Below are 21765 nucleotides of genomic sequence, written 5' to 3' on the forward strand. Positions count from 1 at the left end.
ACCGGATTCATGGCAGTTTGAAAGATTGGCCACCGAAGGAGTACCTTCGTTTAGTGCAGCAAGGAGTCCTAAAACCGCGAGATATTGCGCTATAATACGATTGCTTCAGTATGAGTGTGGACAGTGTCCAGATTTAGGGGGCTGAACCGTATCCGCAGCGGAACCGGAAGCAAACGACGTTATAACGGAAGAAGCTTCCGCAATAACGCCGTTTTGTGCCGCACCGCGGGCAAAGCCAGCGCAATAGCGTAGGATCCGCAGCGGAACCGGAAGCAAACGACGTTATAACGGAAGAAGCTTCCGCAATAACGTCGTTTTGTGCCGCACCGCGGGCAAAGTAAGCGCAATAGCGGAGTATCCGCAGCGGAAGCGGAAGCAAACGACGTTATAACGGAAGCAGCTTCCGCAATAACGCCGTTTTGTGCCGCACCGCGGGCAAAGCCAGCGCAATAGCGTAGTATCCGCGGAGAAAGCGGAAGCAAACGACGTTATAGCGGAAGGAGCTTCCGCAATAACGCCGTTTTGTGCCGCACCGCGGGCAAAGCCAGCGCAATTGCGGAGTATCCGCGGAGAAAGCGCAGTAACCTTGTCGTAGTCTCAACTCGTATGCCCTCTAGTTTGAGGGCATACACAACCGGGCAAGCTATAGCCTCATCAATTATCTGATGATTAGCTGATCAATCGTCTGATCGTCGTCAGAGGAGGATGAATACTTTTTACATGGCGTTAACATAAGTAATCATTTGATTTAACACAAAGGTTCTACTATTAGGAGAAAAGTAGCATACTTGGGGAGTGGTCTCAATGTCTATCGTCCAGAGCCGAAATTTAAGTGTATCCATTAATGATTACATTCGAAATTGTATTATTATTGGCCCCAATCAGACATGTGGAGAATGCCACCATTTATTTGAAACACTTCAATCAGAGTGTGCAGTAGTATGTGATTCAGAGAACATTCCGCTAGGTCTTGTAATGAAAGAACGATTCTACATGCATATGGGTAGATTGTATGGCAGTTCCCTCTATTTTGAGAAAAGGATAACGCTTCTGATGGAACAATCACCAATCATTGTAGATCTCGCCATTTCCCCACATGAGCTAATTGATCGTGCTTTAAATCGTAATGAGGGTTATCTATATGATTGTGTAATTATTACAGATCAATCTCGATATAAAGGTATTATCACTGTTGCTGACTTGTTAAAAATCTCTAGAACCCTCCAAAGAGAAGCAGACGATGCACAATTAGTTACGGTCAAGTCAACCCATCAAATGGTGAATCAAATCCATGAAGCGGTAAAGCAGGTGATGGATTCTACCCATATAGGGATGAGCATATCGGATCAAATGATAGAGTTAACAATAGAGGGAAGAAAGCAGTTATCTAATGCTCAGGCTATATTCGAACATCAAAAGTCGCTTGCGATCGAGCAAGAGGAACAAATCCGTCAGCTTCAAGAACGGGCGTCATCGATATCTTCTATTCTTAAGTCGATTCGAGAGCTCGCTAAACAATCCAATTTATTAGCCTTGAATGCATCGATTGAATCTGCGAGGGCAGGCGTTCATGGGAGAGGATTTGTGGTAGTATCAGCTGAGGTTCGCAAAATGGCGGATGAAACAAATAAGGCAGCAGAGAGAATATCCACAATTATTGAATCGATTGATGAAGCAGTCATTCAAGCGGTAGAATTAGTGCAATCAGGTCGAGAGCAAACGGTACAGAATGCCTCTTATGTTGAACAGACATCCGAAGTATTTGATAAACTGTTTGCCGCTGTACCTGCGAATAAACAAAGCGCACATCAAATAGCCGATATTTCTAAACTAGCAGACCAAGAAGCATCGAAAGCACTAGAAACCATACAAGGACTAATTGGCAAATACGAAACGACTGTTCAGGTGTAGGTGTAGGTGTAGTGTAGGTGTTGGTGTTAGTTTAGGCGAAGATCAAGATGTTGATGAAAATATAGGTTTTGATGTTAGCGAAGATATAGGTGAAGGCATAGGTATGATAGGATAGTATATGATAGAATAGAATAGAATAGAATAGAATAGAATAGGTTAGGTTAGAGACTCTAATTTATTGAGGCTCTTCTTGTTGTTCACATAGTTTACATAGTTTACATAAAGGAATTTCCCTTTTATGAAGAAATGAAGGGGAAGGGAGAGAAGAATGATGAATCATATTTTACTCGTTGAGGACGATCCATCTATCGTTGAAATGGTGAGCGGGTATTTGAAGAAGGAAGGCTTTGAAGTAACAATAGCTTATGATGGAGAAGAAGGTATGGCTAAGTTCAGTCAGCATATCTATGATCTGATCATTCTTGATATTATGATGCCCAAATTGAACGGAATGGAGGTTCTGAGAAGCATACGAGACACAAGCTCAGTTCCGATTCTGATGATGTCAGCCAAAGATAGTGATGTCGATAAAGCTTTAGGATTAGGGTTTGGTGCAGACGATTACTTGGCGAAGCCATTCTCAATGATCGAGATGCTCGCAAGAATTAAAGCAGCCATAAGACGAGCTACTGAATATACGCGTAGTAGCAGTCATTCCGATCACGACGATCAGATAGTTATTGTAGATAATCTCAGATTTGATATTCAGAATTTTTCAGCAACCAAGAATAATGAAGACCTTCGGCTTACGTCCAAAGAATTCGACATTCTGAAATTGTTGATTACTAATCCTAATCGTGTATATACCAAGGCACAAATCTATAGGTTAATTTGGAATGATGAGTATTATGGTGATGAGAATGTGATTAATGTTCATATCAGGCGATTAAGAGGCAAAATAGAAGATGATCCATCGAGTCCTATGTATATTAAGACTTTGTGGGGAATCGGGTATAAGTGGGAAGGTCAATAACATGGTTATCACTTTGACTGGTATTATTGTTGTTTTAATAGGTGTGATTTTTTTTCAATATAGCTCGAGAAGAACAAGAAATAATGATCTCACTTACATCCATCAACAGCTGAATCGAATCATAACTCACGATACCGGAGAGAAATTATTGTTATTTACTGGGGATAAGCAAATCATAGCATTATTAGTAGAAATTAATCATTTGCTTGAGAATAATCAGTATAAATCAGCGAATTATACAAGAACAGAGTTATCAATGAAGAAGATGATCTCCAATATCTCACATGATCTAAAGACACCACTTACGGTTGTTTTAGGATATTTGGAAACTTTAAATAGAGACAGCGAAATAAGTAGTGAAGAACGACAATTGCTACTGACGAAGGTGCATCACAAGGCAGTAGAAGTATTGGGACTTATACATAAGTTTTTTGATTTAGCAAGGATAGAAGCGGGAGATAAGGATATTCCTCTTGCTAGAGTGAATTTAAATGAAATATGTGAACGAAACATGCTTCAGTTCTATGATATATTGACCTCCAAAGGTTATGAAGTTCATATCGATACGCCAGAAAAACCTGTTTATGTAATGGGAAATGAAGAAGCGCTTGATCGAATTCTGAATAATTTAATCTCGAATGCCATACATCATGGCGGTGATGGACACGTCGTTGGGTTAATAGTAGACGAAGATCAGGAGTTTAGTTATATCCATATTTGGGACAAAGGTAAGGGAATTAATGCGCAGCACCAAGACCGCGTGTTCGAACGAATGTTTACATTAGAAGACTCAAGGAATCAATCGAATCCTGGTAGTGGACTTGGACTTACGATAACGAAACGACTTGTACAAAATCTTGGAGGTACGATTAAATTAGCTAGTAATCCCTATGATCGAACGATGCTTACGGTTCAACTTCCTAAATTACGATACTAGATGAGCCTCAGTCAAGCGGGGCTCGTTTGTGCTTGGTGATACTTGTCCAGAATTAAGAAATAAGTAAGGATTGCTTAAGATAAAAGCTAAATTCGATGTCTAGAATAAGGAGTATATTAAAGTATCGAAGGAGGAGACCTTGTATGAGTTGTATCGTTAGAACTCGGCAATTAACGAAAACTTTTAACGGCAAGGAAGTTGTATCAGATGTCAATATGAATATTAAGCAAGGTGAAATCTATGGGTTCTTGGGACCTAATGGAGCGGGTAAGACGACGATTATGAAAATGATGACTAACCTTGTGAAGCCTACTGGTGGGGAGATTGAAATTTTTGGAGAGAAAGTAACGAACCAGTCTCATGAGCTACTTAAGAGAATGGGTTCCATTATCGAATTTCCTGTTTTTTATGATAAGCTGACGGCTAGAGAAAATTTAGAGCTTCATTGCGAATATATGGGTTACTATAACAAACGGGCAATTGACGAGGCCCTTGATCTTGTTAAATTGAAAAATATTGATCATAAAGCTGTGAAAGAATTCTCACTTGGAATGAAACAAAGGCTAGGAATCGCACGTGCTATTACGACAAAACCAGAATTGCTAATACTAGATGAACCTATTAATGGACTTGATCCAATTGGAATCAAAGAGCTTCGTGATTTATTCAAAATGTTAAGCAAGGAATACGGTACAACGCTGTTAATCTCCAGTCATATTCTAGGTGAAATGGAGCAAATGGCAGATACGATTGCTGTTATTAATCATGGGAAATTAATAGAAGAAGTTTCAATGGATTATGTGAGAGAGAGGAACACAGAATTTATTGAAGTCACAGTCAACGATTGTAAGAAGGCAGCCTTTATACTAGAGAATAGTTTGCATACATCTAACATAAGAGTGATGGATGATGAAGTCATCAGAATTTATAAATCGAATATTGCACCAAGTGAAATTACCAAGACCTTAATATTAAATGATATTTATATTGAGGCGATTCATAAGAAAAGCAGCTCACTTGAAGACTATTTCATGTCCTTATTAAATGGGGGTGCGAAAAGTGCTTAAGCTTATGAAGTTAGAATTGAGGAAATTTCCTATTAAAGGTAGTGTTTTAGGTGCTTTTATTGCGAATATAGTTATTCTAGGGTTCATTGTTCTTGTAAGCCTTGATGTAGGACAATTAGATGAATTACCTTTTGCTAATTTCAGCGAAGCGTTCATGATTATTGATACGATTGTAAGAGGGACATTTACCGTTTTTGCCGCTGCGATGCTTTCTCGTATGGTCATTAGTGAATTCAAGAATAAATCGATCACGGTCCTGTTTATGTATCCGATTAACAGAAAGAAATTAATTCTATCAAAGCTGATTATTGTGGTTATATTTACACTCGTTGCGGTAGTTTTATCTAATCTTATTATCGGAAGCGGGTTCTATATCATTAATCATTATATACATATTGTACTTGGTCAATTAACAAGTTCTATGCTAATCGAATCGATGATCGGCATTGGGATGAGAAGCGTCGCAACAAGCTTAATGTGCTTAATTCCTCTTTATTTTGGTATGAAAAAGTACTCAGGAACAACTACTGTCATCGCATCATTAATTATCGTCTCAGTTGTTTGTTCCAATAATATGGGATTCTCATTAAGCTCCATTATAGCTGTACCGATCAGTATGGGGATTGTTGGACTATTAATTGCTTACTATACGATAAGAAGAATAGAGTCTGATGATTTAACCTAATTAGTGGCAAGTTAAGAGACCAGCTCTGGATTCGCAGGGACGAACATTCTGTTATTAATCATTCAAAATAGAATATAGACGGTATCTAACAAGACAGGATAAGCATAGAATAGTACAGAAGGGGGAGAGACAGCTGATGCAAAGAACGTTGTTGTTCTTATTATTCCTAGTTGTTGTGTTCTATATGGTGGTTCCCTACTGTATAACACGCGTGTTTGGCGTATGGGCGTTTAAGAAAGCTAAGCATGCCAAGCAAATTGCATTTACCTTCGATGATGGCCCTGACCCTCAATATACACCAAGACTGCTAGATTTATTACATAAGCACGGGGTTAAAGCAACCTTCTTCGTACTTGGTAGTAAGGCTGAACAATATCCTGAATTAATTAGACGGATGTACAGAGAAGGACATCAGATTGGCATTCATAACTATAAGCATGTTACGAACTGGATGATGACTCCTAAGCGGGTTAGAAATAAGCAGGTTGATCGCACAGCTGATATCATTGAGCAAATAACCGGGGAGCGTCCTCAATGTTATCGACCACCATGGGGGTGTGTGAACTTAGGCGACCTTCTACTGTTGCGTAAGTCCTATCGTATTGTGCTGTGGTCTGTAATGGCTTGGGATTGGAAAGCCTACTCTGAGGCAAGTAAATTACAACGAATTTTGTTAAAAAATATTAAGCCAGGTTCGGTCATTCTATTGCATGATAGTGGTGATACACTAGGGGCAGATGTTGAAGCACCTGAATTAATGCTGCAAGCACTTCAGGAGGTTCTAAAAGAGGTTCATCGAAGGGGCTACACATGCCTTCGTTCGGATCAGTTAATGGATATCGAATATTCGATATCTGGAGTTACAGCACAGGCTAAAGTGGATCATCCTCGTGATCTGGAAGCCCAAGAAGCAATATCCAGTAGTTAATCATAGGAGCACTATTTAAACAATAGAAGAAGAGCACCCCTTACGACGGTAACGGGTTTACATTAGAAGTGGCATAATTGTCACTTTTTTTGCTAAGAAAAGCGTGTCAAACTGTTTGCCAATTTGCACGCTATTTTGCATGTCTATTTTTAAAAATAGGTTTTGAGCTTGACCTTGATTGTCCCAGAGCTTGCGACCGTAGCCTGACATCCAAGACGGTAGCCTTCTGCAATTTCTTCTGGCTCTAATCGAAGGTTCTCCGCTTTATTCGGTTCTGTTAAATGCTCCATTCCCTCGCTTACATGGCATCTGCATCTAGCACATATGCCTCTTGTACAGCTGAAGCCCCAGTCTACCTTATTTTTTTCTGCGTGTTTTAGTATGGATACGCCAACTTCGGGTTCAACTTCTTTGAGAATAGTTCTACCTTTTAATTCTAGCATCTATGATATACCTCCTGTAGGCAATGCTAATCTTACAGACATAAATACTAACTCATATGCTAGCAGATGAAATACTTGTATATGCAAGTATCGTAAAGTATTATATCCCCCTAATACTTGTGCATGCAAGTGTTTTGGAAGGCAGATAAACCAGGTTATCGGAATGTTAACTAAACTGTAATAAATATACCATAGATCATTTAGTGAGACAGGGAATTAGCGACCAAAAATAGAATGTAGAGATACAGCAAATAAATGGCTAGTATAAGAGCAGAGTCATCCAATACAATCAATAAGGATAGAACAGGGAGGTAGTCATCAATATGAAGTTAAATGACAATGAAATTTATGTATATGTAGGTTCTTATGCGGAACAGGCGTCACCAGGGATTTATTTATATGCTTTTCATACGGAAACGGGAGGCTTACGATTACTTGATCAATATGCGGATATCCTTAATCCTTCCTATTTAACGATTGATCCGGTTCAGTTGCGTCTGTATGCGGTAAGTGAAGGAGAAGAAGGGACTGTTGTCTCTTATGCTATTGATTCTGAAACAGGAAGCCTGACACGTCTGAATAGTGTACCTACATTAGGAGCAGATCCGTGTTATGTGAGTTTAGATCCTAGTAGGAACTCCTTATTTGCTTCGAATTATTCGGGTGGTAATGTATGCTTGTTCCAAACTGGGGAAGAGGGTATTGCATTAGCAGACCAAGTTCAACACACTGGATCAAGCATTCAATTGGATCGACAGGAGAAAGCACATCCACATTCCATTCTTACAGATCCATCAGGTGCCTTTGTATTTGTTCCTGATCTAGGGATGGACCAAATCGTAGTTTATAAGCATGATAAAGATAATCAGAAGCTAATTGCTCATGGCAATGTGCCCATTAAACCAGGAGTGGGACCACGTCATCTAACCTTCCATCCAGTGCTTAATCACGCTTATGTTATTAATGAACTGGATAACACGGTAATTGCTTTTGCTTACGATGCTCAGCAAGGAGTTCTTACGGAGATTCAAACGATCTCTACATTAGAAGATTCTTATACAGGAGTTAGCTATTGTGCTGATATCCACATTTCCCCTAACGGCAAATTCCTATATGGCTCTAACCGTGGGGATGATAGTATCGTTCTGTTCCATATTAATGAAGCAGATGGCACACTTACTTATGTAGATCGAATTTCTACGTTTGGCAACTTCCCACGTAATTTTGCAATCATGCCTGATGGTAAGTTTCTTCTAGCTGCTAATCAGAATTCCGATACGATTGTTACATATGCCATTGATCAAATGACAGGACGTTTGACAGTGATGGGTGAAGTTACGAAAGTTGCTAAACCGGTTTGTATTAAGGTGTTTTTCAACTATAAATAATGTTGTATGGATTTACTATAACGAACAAAACTAACAAAGCCGTTTCCTTTATGGAACGGTTTTTTAGTTTATAAGAATTTATATTGCAAGGCTAATAAATTCTATTCAATATTTTATACATCTATACATAGCTGTGTCTAATTCGTTAAACTTTCTAGAAATATTAGTGACGAATTGCGAGTGGTCTACTGCCGTTAGGACGGGGACGTCTGATATTTCCTAGGTTTGTTCCAATGAATTAATAGGTGAGGTGACATATTCAGGGCCATAAATAATGGCACGCTAATTGCAAGAGTTAATTAATAAGGAAGCTCTTTCATTAATCATCTATTGAAAGCGTTTACTAGCGAGTTATTTCAGTTAGTCAATAAATCTTAAAAAAAAGGAGGTCTAAAGATGTCTCTTTCAAAAAAAAGGAAGCAAGGTATTTTAAGGTTATTCATTGTACTAAACATCTTATTTGTAATCGTGTCTGCAAATGGTTACGTAGCATCTGCGAATGGTGTTATGGATGTCATTACGCCATCAGATGGACAGGAAGAAGCAATGGAGGTTATCCCTTCAACGAATATAGAGGAACAATCGAATGAGGATGAGTTCTCCAATTTCTCACTTGCGAAAGGTGCATCTGGTTTTGTCACCTTCACCTCTTCTCAAGAACTTAGCTATCCACAAGGGATCGCAGTGGATAGTGAGGGGAAGGTTTATGCCGCGAATAGTGAGTTTACTGGTGAATGGGGTGCTGAACTATCAGTTAAGCAGTTTGATAACCAGGGTACATACATTCAAGATTTTGGTGAAACAGGATATATTGCAAATGGAATAGCGGTAGATGATCAGAATGTATTTGTGTATGACGATTATGGAAATATCCGTAAGTACGATAGAGCTGGAAAAATAGTAAACACTTTTGATACGCATTTTTACGAGGGGAAAGGTATAGCAATAGACCAGCAATATATTTATGTAGTAAATAGTGGAGCAGATAAAAAGAACATCGAAAAATACAATAGAGAAGATGGGACTCTAATCCAAAGCTGGGGAAATGATATCGATAACGTTTCCGATCCATCAGCAATAGCGGTAGATCATAACTTTGTTTATGTTTCAGATAGGGCTTCTAATGAAGTAATAAGATTTGGTAAGGACGGAAGCTCACCAGCTGTAATTGTAAAAGGACTTGACTCGCCGCGTGGATTAGCCGTAGATGACGCAGGCCATATTTATGTTGTGGAAACTAATCAAGTCAAGAAATTTGCCAATGATGGAACGCACTTAAATACTTGGGGGAATGGATACGGATCAGAGGAAGGGCAGTTCAAATACCCTAAAGGAATTGCACTAGATAAGCAAGGCAATATTTATGTGAGCGATACCGAAAATAATAGAATTCAGTTTCTGAATCCTCCTCCTTCTGTAGTAGGGAAAGAAGCTAAAGCAGGTGTGATTGACAATACCAATCCAGCTCATTCAACTGTTGCGTATACAATAGATATTAAATTTAGCGAGAATGTATTTCTTGATGCCTCTGGAACTATTACCCTATCAGATGGTGTGGGCAACGTAAATATGGATGTTCAAATCCTTAACGGCAATGTGCTTGAGGTGAAATCGATAGGTGGACTTAAGTCCAACCATCCATACACTTTAACCATTCCAAGGAATGTGATAAAGGATAGTGGCGGGTCGACGTTAGAATCAGATATTGTATACCCATTTAAGACGCCAGATGTGACACCTCCCACTGTGATAAGTACAACTCCTCTTAATCAGGCAGAAAATGTAACGATAGATAAGAAAATCAACATTACTTTCAGCAAAAGTATTCAGCCAAGCGATAATTTCGGAAGGATTAAGCTGGAGGATACCACCGATCGTAAATCGGTTAGTATTCAAACGAATACGGATCAAAACACTTTAACATTAACCCATCCAGATTTACTTGCCTATAGCACTGTCTATAAAGTTACGATTCCTGCAAATGCCGTGAAGGATACGGTTGGAATAGGCAATCCACTTATTAAAGAATATACCTTTGAATTCACAACTACTAAACAAGACATAACGTCGCCAACCATAACAGCTACAAGTCCGAGAGATGCTGCTAAGAACGTAGCAGTGGAAGTAGAGTTCGAAGCAACCTTTAGCGAAAACATTCAGCAAGGTGATCATTTTGGGATGATAACACTAAAGAGTAATGAAACAGAAGTAGGAATGACAGCCAGTGTCAAAGACAATGGCATTCTTAACATTAAACCAAACAAACCGCTTAATCATGGCAGTGTATTTATAGTAACAATACCGGTAGGTGCTGTGAAGGATATTGCAGGGAACCATTCTGCAGTCGGGCATACCTCTACGTTCACTACAATCGAGCGAGATGTAACATCACCAACGATCATAACCACAAATCCGATCGCTGACGATCAAGGCGTTGCAATAAACAAGGAAATAGAGATTACATTTAGCGAGAATATACAGCTTGATGCTGCCAAATCGATTATGTTGAAGAAATCTGCCGGAGTAGCGACGATTATCCAGAGCAGTTTGAAAGCTAACGACCCTACAACCGTGGTATTAAAGCCTAAAGATACTTTAGATTATCTAACCAAGTATGAGGTAACGATACCTGCGGGAGCCGTATCAGATGAGTCTGGCAATCAACTCGAAGCTCCACTTGTACTTTCCTTCAAAACGCAATCTAATCCGAGTACAGGGATATCCCATTACAAAGAAATCCCAATGCCAGGCAACTCGCGATTTGAGGGATTAGCTGTAGATCGGTGGGGAAATGCCTATTCAACAAGTTACGAGAACAATGTATTTGGAGTTAAAAAGTTTGACCAGGATGGTAAGTTAGTTAACACTCTCACCGGGTTTCGATATCCAGGGCGTCTTGTTATAGATAACTTAGGGAATCTATATGTCCATGATCTGGATAGGGTTAAGAAATTTGATAAAGAAGGCAAAGACGTGCAGACGTTTACAATTGAAGATAGCAGCGGGGGAATTGCATTAGATCAAACAGGTAATATTTATATAACGAATACAAGCAATCATACAATCGTTAAATACAGCAATGCGGGAGTGAAACTAGCGACATGGGGGACGCAGGGAAGTGCAGAGGGACAGTTTAACAGACCCGTTTCAATAGACGTTGATAAGGATGGATTTATCTTTGTTGCAGATAGAGAGAATAAACGCATACAGAAGCTTGATCCGAGTGGGATATTTGTGACTTCATGGGGTGTTAGCGAAGCTGATTATTATTGGGGTCCTAGTCCAATCGATGTGTCAGTAGACAGCTTTGGCAGCGTTTATGTCGTAGCAGATAATGAAAAGAACCTTCTGTTGCAATATGACAATAAGGGTAAGTTTATTAGGACTATTGGCAAAAAGAAAGATGCGAAGGATACCACCGGAGGTAAGGTTAATGAGTACATATCTCCAACAACAGCTACAATAGATGACTCCAATAACCTGTACTTGCTAGATAATGGTAAGAAAAGAATTCAATACATCGACATGTCACCTCAGATTGCACAGATAAATGAGTCCTTTAATCAGGCAGATGTTGGAGAGAATGCGGCACTTAATTATACGTTCGAATTAATTTTCAATGAAATTGTTCATGACAATAAAGCGTTGAATATCAAACTTCTCAACGATAAGAATGAACCAGTAGCAGTTACGTATCAATTAGAAGACAATAGGCTAGGAATTCAAGCTGCAAATCTCATTACTGATAGTAAGTATAAATTAGTCGTTCCTGCTGATGTAGTGAAAGATAGCGTGGGGCAGACAATGGATGCTGAATTCCTCCGAATTATTCACACACTTGATACCAAGGTACCATTCGTAGAGCGAACAAATATAAGCAAAGGAATTGTAAACGATATTCAATCGAATATTTTACTGAGCTTTAATGAAGCCATACACCAAGGAACTGATTTTGATCGAATTACGCTGCAAAAAAGTGACGAATCGACTGTTGGCGTAACAGGTAAGATCGAAGGCAATGTCCTTACAATTAAACCGAATCTATCACTTGAGTATGACCAGACCTATACGTTGACAATTCCCAATAAAGCTATAGCGGATCAGAATGGTCTAAATCTAGTGAACGATTACTCCCAGACATTCAAAGTGGTTAAAGCAGATAAGATTGCACCAAAGATTACAATGACGAATCCTGATCAGGGAATGACTGGTGTTCAATTAGATAAGGAGATTGTAATTACATTTGATGAAGACATTCAAGCAGGAGACAATTTCAAAATTATTTCTATTCTAAAAGGTGAGAAGGCTATCGTAATTGATCGTACGATCAATGGAAATTCACTTACCTTAAAGCCGAGAAGTAGACTTGAGCAGGATATGAATTACAAAGTTATCCTACCGGAAAATGCTATAACTGATAGAACAGGCAATAGAATGACTCAGAAATATACTTTTGTATTCACAACTGGAAAGGCGATAGAGGCACCTTATGTAGAGAGCAGCACACCTGTTCAAAATGCAGCTAAGGTGCAGTTAAATAGCGGTATTGCAATAACCTTTAGTGAGCTTATTGTTGAGGGGAATAACCTTGATCAGGTCAAATTAGCTCATAACGGGGTAGTTGTTGATACGGAATCGTCGATTAGCAGAAATACGCTTACGATTCAACCTAAGAAGGCTTTGAATTACGGAACTGTGTATCAATTAACAATTCCTCAAGGAGCAGTAATGGATACAGAATCTATTCCGCTTGAGTATGAATACACGCTAGGATTTACGACAGTGAACAATAATGCTAATTTAGCTTATCTAGAATTATTCGGCTCCAAAGTAGTGGGTGAGGATTTCCGGGTATTCCCGTTATACCCTTCATTCAGATCAGATATTACAAGCTATACGGCAAGATTGCCTTATGATATTTCAGATTTTGATGCTGAGGTCATATTGGAAGATGAAGAAGCGATTGCTGATATAACAATTACAAAGCAATCTGCAGATGATGTACTTATTCTTGTTACAGTAACAGCTTCTGATGGGGTAACGTCTAAAGTTTATCGTATCCTTGCGACAATTGATAAGAAGCCAACAGATGGTGGAGAATCCCCAGGTGGTTCAACGGGTGGCGGATCAGGCGGATCAGGCAGCTCAACCGGAGGTAGCGCACTTAGTCTTACGTTGAAAGAAGTCAACGCTGACAAAGCCATAAGTGATGCGTTAAATAGTGGGAAAGAAGTTATTATTTCTTTAAGTAATGACCCAGATGGCAAATTGCAAATTACATCAAGTAGCATGAAATCTTTAATAGACAAGAAGAAATCGCTTGTATTACAGAATGGTCTGGTAACAGTAGAATTTGCCCCCACATCCTTCGGAAATACACTGGCAGACAACTCAAAACTTGAATTAGGTATCCGAATTCTTAAGCCAGGTGAGAAACAAACGGAGTTAAAGAATGCTGCTCTAGGTGAAAACGTAGGTCTACTTGATATCGGTGGCGTGTTAGTCGAATTGATTGCTCAAATAGTTCATGTAGATGGAACCAAAACACCTATTAAGTCATTTGGAGAACCTGTAGCTATTACAGTGAACTTATCCGCATTGCAATTATCAGAAGCAGATATCGCTCAATTAACAGGTGTCCGTTACGTCAAGGATGATAAGCGTAACCTTACGCTTGTTAAATTAGGCGGTACATATAACACACTAAACAAATCATTTACCTTCTATACCGACCACTTTAGTCTATACGGTGTGATTAAAGCAAAGAGTTTAACCCAAATTCGACTAAAGTTTAATGAGCTTCATACAACGGTTAATGGTGTTAAGAAATCCAATGATGTAGCGCCAATTGTTGTTAATGACAGAACGATGGTTCCTGCGAGGTTTATTGCAGAGAACCTTGGGGCAGATGTGCTGTGGAATGAAGAGGCGAAGGAAGTAACCATTAAGCTGGATGGAAAAACACTTACGCTGACTGTTGATAAGCTGATCGAAGGATTTGATACAGCACCAAAGGTTGTAAATGACCGTGTATTAGTCCCAATCCGTTATATATCTGAATACTTCGGAGCTAATGTGTTGTGGTATCCATCAATGGAAACCGTAGAAATCGTTAAGTAGTAACAAATAACTTAATTAAGTAGCGGGAGGATATATGAAGAAAATAACGAGCATTTTACTTGCAACAACCTTATTATTTGGAGCTGTACCTAGTGCTTTTGCTGCTAAACCATTGGATGGCAATATAACGGTAACGGTTAAACCCTTGGTCATCCTGATGGATTTTCCTGATTATAAGCATAATGATTTTAAAATAAAGGAGAAGGATTACCGTCCTTTCTTTATAAGAGATACGTATGAGAAAGACTGGTATCAGCAATTGTTCTTTGGTGATACGTACACGCTGTATGATGAACAGTTTGATTCGATGAAAACGTATTTCAAAGAACAATCAAGAGGACGTTATATCGTCGATGGTGGAATTGCAGGCTGGTATACGGCCAAGAATGGAATTCTTGATTATGGCAAAGAGACGCAAGATAATGCTGCTGAATTAGTCAGAGAGGCTATAGCAGCTGTGGCGAATGACCCTAACTTTGATTTATCTGAATACGATATGGAGGACAAATATGATTACAATCAAGACGGTAATTATTTTGAGCCAGATGGAATTATAGATACGATTATCATGGTACATGCAGGTCGTGGTGATGAGTGGGGAAGCGGGTCCTTGGGCTCGGGTCGAGGTATTTGGCCATTTAGAGGGAAATTATCATGGTATGATTCATTCTCGGATGACAATAACTCTTATAAACAGTATGAAGTGACAGATACTAGTGGCAAGAAATACAAGGCTGAAGACTTTGTGACGGTTGCACAAGATTCATTGCCTATGCTGATAAACCATGAGTTCGGTCATACATTAGGACTCCCAGATATATACGGATCGGGTAATGAACCAGCACGTAACTGGTCGATCATGTCGAGTAATTATTTGGGAAGTGTGTATGCAACCATGTCTCCGCAGTTTGGCGCTCTAGGAAGAGAAACTCTGCAAGAGAAATTAGGTGGGGATTGGGCAAGGATGCACACGATTGACTTTGATAACATTGATCAGGGCGGTACGGATGTGACAATAGGGACACTAACATCTGGAGAACCTATTGATATGGTAAGAGTTGATTTGCCACCCAAATTGGAGTTTGTAAAGCCCTACGGCGGCACGCATATGTATTATAGCCAAAAGGCTGACGAAGCAAGAAATTCGATGTCTACAAATATAAACTTGACGGAGGCTACTGGTCAGATAAACCTTGAATTTAAAACTATGTATGATATTGAAAAGGATTGGGATTATGCTTCGGTTCAAGTGAAAGAAGTGGGTTCTAATTCATGGACAGCTATTAAAGGAAATATAACAACTGATAAGAATCCAAATGGTAATATAGACAATCCAGATGGAACTGGAAGAAACCCTGGACATGGTATTACGGGTGATACGAAAAACAAGCAGGGTATATCTGAATGGCATGATGCTATTTTTGATCTCACTGCCTATGCAGGTAAAAATATTGACTTGAGATTCTATTTCTGGTCAGATGCTAATACACCCAAGGAAGGTATCTATATTGATGATATTAAGATAATAACAGGAGGCAGCTTGAATCGAGCTGGATTAGAATCCTTACCTTCTGTAGATAGCACAGTCAATGGAAATACGGAGCTTGTAGAAGGTCCAAAGGGTAAAATGGCAGATGATCAGCCTCCATCCACTATAACGGATACAGGTAAAACAGATACAACGGTTACTTCAAATCTTACACCTCCGGTTGGAACTGACCTAAACCCAATTGTAGGTGATGAAGATGCAACACCACCAATTGTTGTAAGTTCGAGTCCGAACAGCGGTGATTTGGATGTAGCAATAGATAAGGAAATCACGATTACTTTTAGTGAAAATATTGTGGCGAGTGATGCTTTTCAAACTATTACGCTAACAAAAGAGGACGGAACAATCGTTGAAGCTGCAACCAGCATAGTGGATAACCTATTAAGCCTCACACCTGTTGAGCCTTTGGGAAACAGTGCTGTATACCGGGTGAATACGCCAGCTAATTCTATAAAAGATGCAGCAAATCATAACCTAGAGAACGACTATTCTATGGAATTTACAACTGTAGCTCAGATAACTCCACCAGCGCTTGTTACTGGCGAGACAGTAATATTCTCTGATGATGCAGAAGGAGAATCACTTTTTACATTTGATGGTTTCAAGCAAGATGATGGCACCAAAATCAATAAGCATTATTATTTACTTGAATGGCGTAATCATGAGGGAACAGACCGCTCTTTAAAATCATACAATTTAGGCAATTGGGTGGAGAAGGGTGCCTACGATCCGGGACTCGTCATTTGGTACATCAATGAATCTCTCGGTACCAAAGATCGATTAGATCAAGATGTATCAGACCACCCTGGCAAACTATCCGTAGGTGTCGTTGATGCGGATCAGTCTGCTCAGTTGAAGCGTACAGTTCAAAAAGATACACCAAGCAGTGATTGGGGTAGTCTTATGCGTGACTCAGCTTTTAGTTTGCGAAAAGGTTCAGAAATGGTTATTGAATTAAATGAAGGAATCATTATTGATCCTGAACTTGCCCCTCATCCTGTGTTTAACGACAACTGGGATTATACGAACAAAACGGAGCCGCAGACGGGTCTTATTTTAGATAATGAGGGGCTGCAAGTATACATTACGGAAGAATCTGCTTCAAGACGTTCAGCAAAGGTGCATATTGCTAATGCTAATAATCCTTTAACGTATATGCAGGGATCTGTACCGAATATTTATTTTGATGATAATACAAATGAAGTTGTAGTAGAGGCTCAAGGTAATGCAGGTTATAACGCCCATGTTGGGTATAAGAATGGAGATCGAACGTACTTCCAGGCTTTAAACAATATAGATGGTAAGTTTATAGGTAAAATTGATACTTCTGCCATTAATCCTAAAGAAAATTGGCAAGTAGATTATATTCTAATTGATGGAGCAGAACTAAATGCACCTGTTATCGGCAAAAAGGTTTATTACAGTGGTGCAGATAATGAGCAGAGGAATTCTATGATAACAAGTCTTGACTTAAGTGCGACTACGCATCCAAGATTAGAATTTAAAACTTGGTATGACATTGAGAAGAATTGGGATTATTCATCTGTACAAGTGAAAGAGCAGGGGACTAAGGACTGGATTGCTTTACAAGGGAATATCACAACAACCGATAATCCAAATTATGATCCTAAAGACGAGGAGCACCCAGTAAGAAACCCTGGTCATGGAATAACAGGCAGCTCACCTGATCAATGGACAGATGCTATATTTGATTTAAGTGTATATGCAGGTAAAAAGATTGATATTAAAATCGAATCTTGGACGGATGCCAATACACCGAAAAAGGGGATATATGTTGGCGATATTAGAGTGCTGTCTGGTAGTACGGTTATCTTTGCTGAAGATATCAAAGATAAATCGAAATTTGAGTTAGCAGGATTTAAGGAGGAAACTGAGCTGCCGTTACAAGATTCGGTAAAAGCATTCTATAACTCGCAACTTAACCCGTTAATTGGAAGTGATTTCAGCTCAGGTACTATTCATAAAGAAGGTATGAATATCAGCTTTAAAGATACACCAAGTTCATTTAAGTTAGATAGTGATGCTAAGGTAACGATTGAGGTTACCAATAATAATCGGTCAGTAGCAGATGCAACACTTATTGTCGCGCTATATAACCTGAATGGAACTAGAATGTACACCTACGCAAGTGCGAGTAAAGGAATTCAACCTAAGGGAGTGGAGCAGCTCACGACTAGCTTCAGCATTCCACAGACAGGGACTTATAAGGTGAAAGCATTTGTAGTGAATAACTGGGATGATATGCAATCACTTGTCAACCCGCTCGAAATACAAGTTAAACCATAGCAAGAGGAGAGCTTGACTCTCCTCAGTACCCACGGCAGTATTCCAGTTAGAAGAAAGAGAGGAAATACTATGAAAAAAAGGTTAAGCATTCTTATTGCAACATGTTTAATTGCATTAACGTTTCCACAAGCCGTTCTGGCCGATATCCCTTACGAGCTTCCACATGTAAATGAGCCTTGGGCAGAACAGGTTAATCCCGATGCTAAAACAGCAGATATTCTAAATACAAGTACAACAACTGTAACGAATATAAATGTAACGAATGGTAAAGGCTCAGCAACGATAAGTGGCAAATTTACGAAGGGGAATACCTCTTTCTACCTGGTTGTCAGAAGAGTATCTGATGATGCCGTTAAGTTTATAAATGATGGACAAACGAATGCAACTGGAGAATTCTCAATGGTTGTTGAGCTAAATGAGGGCGATTATTCAGTAGAAGCGATATGCAGTAATGAGAAACTAACCAAAGGATTTAAAGTATCCTCTGGGGGAACAACTAATCCAGATCCGGATCCACCTTCTGGTGGTGGTGGCGGCGGCAGTTCATCAGGAGGATCGGCAGTTAGTAGCAATTCAACAAGCCCAAGCAAGTTCGATGCAAATGGTCGTATTTTAATTCCACTCAGTTTAATTGAATCCTTGGCTGGGCAGAATAAGCCACTCGTGCTTGAGAACAATGGTGTAAAACTTACATTTTCGACGCTAACTTTTAGCGCATCGCAAATTACTAAGGCATTACAGGACAAAGCCGTAACGCTTGAAGTCGTTATTCGAGTAATGAAGCCTAGCGAACAACAAGAAGCCTTGAAGAAAACAAATTTAGGTCAAAGCACAGGCTTAATGGAAATAGGTGGAGTCATGGTTGAGTTGTCTCTGCAATTGATCCATGCGGATGGTTCTAAATCCCTTATTAATTTGGACCCATTTAATGAACCTGTTGCTGTTACTTTTGATTTATCTAAATTAAAAGTAAGTGATGCTGACATTGCACAACTAACAGCTGTACGCTATGTGCAGGATGATAAAGGTAATCTAACGGCAATCAAATTAGGTGGTAGCTATGATCCTGCAAAAAGAACATTTACCTTCCATACGGATCATTTCAGCTTATATGGTATTCTGAAGGCAAGCGAACTGAAGACAATTAGGTTAACAGTGAATAGCCTAACGACAACAGTAAACGGCTTAGATAAACTAAACGATGTAGCACCGATTGTTGTAAATAATAGAACCATGGTCCCTGCTAGATTAATTGCAGAAAGCTTTGGGGCAAAAGTAGAGTGGGATGAAGGGAAGCAAGAAGTTACGATCCTGCTGGATGGCAAAACACTAAAGATGACGATTAATAAAGTAATTGAAGGTTTTGATACTGCACCAATAGTCGTAAATGATCGTGCGCTCGTCCCGATTCGTTATATCTCCGAACAATTTGGAGCAAGCGTACTATGGTTTCCATCTACAGAAAAGATTGAGATCGTTAAATAACCATTATTAGACAAAGAGCTACCAAATGGTAGCTTTTTGTACTAATTTTAATTCCCTATCCCGCAATACTGCGCCCATGACTCATACGCTCGCTATACAGCACTTTCACCATAATCCCGATCGAGATCACAATCAATACACTTGGTATGTAGAAAATGGTTGGTGTTATGCCCTTAATTAGTAGAGGTAAGAAGTACCCGATGAGCGAAGCAGTTTGAGAAATAAAGACATACAAGCTAGCGCCAAATCCTGTTTTATGAATGAACATGCGCTGAACATAGCCCATACCAACGCCATAAAGAATCGATACAAATAGGGAATAGAGTGGTTGGACAAGAAAGAAGATGTACAAGGAGTCAACCGTTACATACGTGATGTATGTAATGAGAGCAAATAAACTCCCTAATAATATAATTCGTTTACTACCATACTTCGCTGCCCAATAGCCGGCCATAGTCATGAATAGTAATTCAAATACAGCTTGTGCACTCCATATGTAAGACATTAGCTTCGGATCGCCGAATCGTTCATTAATGACTAAGGGTAAGTATAAACCGCGTATGGCATCGGCGCATGAGAGAAGTAGTAACGCGATGAGCATAATTAACGAGAAGGGTTCTCCCGTTTTGGCATTCGCTTGTGTCACTTCACCAACGATTTCTTTGTAAAAGATAAGGAGTAGGAACAGTGATGCATATCCAAATAGGTTGCCCCATAATACTGCGCTGAAATTACCAATTAGAAATAGGTTAGCACCGAGGAGCAATCCAGTAAAGAATCCAATGCTATAGGTCGCGCGAAGCCAAATCTGCGATATTTCAACAACATCAGCGGCCATTCGGTGAAAATGGTTGCGTGCCATTGCGAATATTTGACCCATAATCATCCCAGATGGTGCAGTAGCTAATACCATTCCAATGAGTGCTGATACATAGCTTGCAGCGCTCATATAGATGACGATACCAATCATGCAGACCAGTGCTGCTGCTATGGGAATCCATTTCTTGCGATTGATTTTATCGCTAAGAAAGCCGACGGTAATCGTAAGTACCATATTAAGAAATAGAGATATCGCAAATACAGATGCAATTTCCCCTTTACTAAGACCTACGGAATCTTGCAAATAAATTGCATTCATTGGCGCTAGAATTCCGGTTCCAATTCCGTATAGGAATAAGAGTAGGACGAGCACCCAAGCTCCTTTAATATGAATAAACTTCGTAAAATCGTTTTTTATCGACACATTTATTTCCGCCTTTCAATGGCAACCTGCAACCTGCATTGTTCCATTATTTAACAATAATCTTACACTATAATTCCGATCAAATGAATCAAATTAATGGTTTCAATAAGTTATAAAATTGATTCAAATAAATTGAGAATTTAATTTATTATTGTTACTAAGACAGAGTTAAGAGGGAAATAGATATGTTAGAATGAGGGAAGAGGCTTGCTTTTTACTTCTAACAAATGAATATGCAAATGAGGATTATTATGATGAATAAATTAATAGAACCCATTGATATCACAAATTTACAACAGGCAGAAATCGTTCTATCCATTCAGCTCGTCTCGTATCAGGTTGAAGCTGAACTGATCGGCTTTGATGATTTGCCTCCGCTACATGACACTGCTGAGAGCTTATGTTCCTGTGGAGAACAATTCTATGGATATAGGGATAATGGTGCTATTGTAGGGGCCATTTCATTCACATTAGAAGAGGACCATCTGCGGATCTGTAGGATGATCGTACATCCGGATCATTTTCGCAAAGGAATCGGTAGTCAATTGCTGAGTTATCTCTGTGAGCATCATTCAGCTAGTAGAATGGTCGTAACAACAGGAGCTCTTAACCTTCCTGCGATTAATCTTTATAGGAAGCATGGATTTGAATTGGTGCGTGAGATTGAGGTAATGCCTGGATTAAGCTTGGCGTGGCTAGAAACTAGAACTGAATAATTTCAGAAGTGTT

At 39.4% G+C, this 21765-nt stretch carries 13 protein-coding genes; 11 read left to right on the forward strand and 2 right to left on the reverse strand.

Annotated features, from left to right (window positions below):
* Positions 1-804: 804 nt before the first annotated feature.
* From AC1DOK_RS13210 to AC1DOK_RS13235, 6 genes are all read left to right on the forward strand, one after another.
* Positions 805-1911 (forward strand): methyl-accepting chemotaxis protein, encoded by a 1107-nt coding sequence (locus AC1DOK_RS13210; protein WP_477554756.1) that lies wholly within the window; start codon positions 805-807, stop codon positions 1909-1911.
* 268 nt (positions 1912-2179) lie between these two features.
* Positions 2180-2884: a response regulator transcription factor gene (locus AC1DOK_RS13215; protein ID WP_477554757.1), complete on the forward strand. Its 705-nt coding sequence runs from the start codon at positions 2180-2182 to the stop codon at positions 2882-2884.
* Position 2885: 1 nt separating this feature from the next.
* On the forward strand, positions 2886-3821 hold the full coding sequence (locus tag AC1DOK_RS13220; protein WP_477554758.1) for a sensor histidine kinase: 936 nt from the start codon (positions 2886-2888) through the stop codon (positions 3819-3821).
* A gap of 143 nt (positions 3822-3964) precedes the next feature.
* Positions 3965-4888 (forward strand): ABC transporter ATP-binding protein, encoded by a 924-nt coding sequence (locus AC1DOK_RS13225; protein ID WP_477554759.1) that lies wholly within the window; start codon positions 3965-3967, stop codon positions 4886-4888.
* Positions 4881-5573, forward strand: a complete 693-nt coding sequence (locus tag AC1DOK_RS13230) for an ABC-2 transporter permease (protein WP_477554760.1) — start codon at positions 4881-4883, stop codon at positions 5571-5573. The genes AC1DOK_RS13225 and AC1DOK_RS13230 overlap by 8 nt, the downstream gene beginning before the upstream one ends.
* A gap of 136 nt (positions 5574-5709) precedes the next feature.
* On the forward strand, positions 5710-6501 hold the full coding sequence (locus AC1DOK_RS13235; RefSeq protein ID WP_477554761.1) for a polysaccharide deacetylase family protein: 792 nt from the start codon (positions 5710-5712) through the stop codon (positions 6499-6501).
* 149 nt (positions 6502-6650) lie between these two features.
* Here the strand turns inward: AC1DOK_RS13235 and AC1DOK_RS13240 are convergent, their stop codons facing one another.
* Positions 6651-6944, reverse strand: coding sequence for a 2Fe-2S iron-sulfur cluster-binding protein (locus tag AC1DOK_RS13240; RefSeq protein ID WP_477554762.1), 294 nt, complete (start codon positions 6942-6944; stop codon positions 6651-6653).
* 323 nt (positions 6945-7267) lie between these two features.
* Between AC1DOK_RS13240 and AC1DOK_RS13245 the strand changes: the two genes are divergently transcribed.
* The 4 genes from AC1DOK_RS13245 (at position 7268) to AC1DOK_RS13260 (ending at position 19793) form a co-directional block, all read left to right on the forward strand.
* Positions 7268-8332, forward strand: coding sequence for a lactonase family protein (locus tag AC1DOK_RS13245; protein WP_477554763.1), 1065 nt, complete (start codon positions 7268-7270; stop codon positions 8330-8332).
* 396 nt (positions 8333-8728) lie between these two features.
* Entirely contained in the window at positions 8729-14452 is a 5724-nt protein-coding gene (locus tag AC1DOK_RS13250) for an Ig-like domain-containing protein (RefSeq protein ID WP_477554764.1), read from the forward strand.
* Between the two features lie 34 nt (positions 14453-14486).
* Entirely contained in the window at positions 14487-18308 is a 3822-nt protein-coding gene (locus AC1DOK_RS13255; protein ID WP_477554765.1) for an immune inhibitor A domain-containing protein, read from the forward strand.
* Between the two features lie 69 nt (positions 18309-18377).
* The gene (locus tag AC1DOK_RS13260; RefSeq protein ID WP_477554766.1) at positions 18378-19793 is read left to right on the forward strand and encodes a copper amine oxidase N-terminal domain-containing protein; all 1416 of its coding nucleotides are present in this window, start codon (positions 18378-18380) and stop codon (positions 19791-19793) included.
* A gap of 55 nt (positions 19794-19848) precedes the next feature.
* Here AC1DOK_RS13260 and AC1DOK_RS13265 read toward each other — a convergent pair whose 3' ends face one another.
* Complete coding sequence (locus AC1DOK_RS13265; protein ID WP_477554767.1) at positions 19849-21036, reverse strand: MFS transporter; 1188 nt, start codon at positions 21034-21036, stop codon at positions 19849-19851.
* A gap of 254 nt (positions 21037-21290) precedes the next feature.
* Here AC1DOK_RS13265 and AC1DOK_RS13270 point away from each other — a divergent pair, with 254 nt between their 5' ends.
* The gene (locus AC1DOK_RS13270) at positions 21291-21752 is read left to right on the forward strand and encodes a GNAT family N-acetyltransferase (RefSeq protein ID WP_477554768.1); all 462 of its coding nucleotides are present in this window, start codon (positions 21291-21293) and stop codon (positions 21750-21752) included.
* Positions 21753-21765: the final 13 nt, after the last annotated feature.

The sequence above is a fragment of the Paenibacillus sp. P5_B5 genome (genome assembly GCF_056400365.1).

What these genes read in the sequence shown, in the direction of transcription:
- AC1DOK_RS13210 (WP_477554756.1), top strand. Translation starts at nt 805, where the DNA reads ATGTCTATCGTCCAGAGCCGAAATTTAAGTGTATCCATTAATGATTAC.
- AC1DOK_RS13250 (WP_477554764.1), top strand. Translation starts at nt 8,729, where the DNA reads ATGTCTCTTTCAAAAAAAAGGAAGCAAGGTATTTTAAGGTTATTCATT.
- AC1DOK_RS13225 (WP_477554759.1), top strand. Translation starts at nt 3,965, where the DNA reads ATGAGTTGTATCGTTAGAACTCGGCAATTAACGAAAACTTTTAACGGC.
- AC1DOK_RS13220 (WP_477554758.1), top strand. Translation starts at nt 2,886, where the DNA reads ATGGTTATCACTTTGACTGGTATTATTGTTGTTTTAATAGGTGTGATT.
- AC1DOK_RS13245 (WP_477554763.1), top strand. Translation starts at nt 7,268, where the DNA reads ATGAAGTTAAATGACAATGAAATTTATGTATATGTAGGTTCTTATGCG.
- AC1DOK_RS13260 (WP_477554766.1), top strand. Translation starts at nt 18,378, where the DNA reads ATGAAAAAAAGGTTAAGCATTCTTATTGCAACATGTTTAATTGCATTA.
- AC1DOK_RS13240 (WP_477554762.1), bottom strand. Translation starts at nt 6,944, where the DNA reads ATGCTAGAATTAAAAGGTAGAACTATTCTCAAAGAAGTTGAACCCGAA.
- AC1DOK_RS13270 (WP_477554768.1), top strand. Translation starts at nt 21,291, where the DNA reads ATGAATAAATTAATAGAACCCATTGATATCACAAATTTACAACAGGCA.
- AC1DOK_RS13215 (WP_477554757.1), top strand. Translation starts at nt 2,180, where the DNA reads ATGATGAATCATATTTTACTCGTTGAGGACGATCCATCTATCGTTGAA.
- AC1DOK_RS13255 (WP_477554765.1), top strand. Translation starts at nt 14,487, where the DNA reads ATGAAGAAAATAACGAGCATTTTACTTGCAACAACCTTATTATTTGGA.
- AC1DOK_RS13235 (WP_477554761.1), top strand. Translation starts at nt 5,710, where the DNA reads ATGCAAAGAACGTTGTTGTTCTTATTATTCCTAGTTGTTGTGTTCTAT.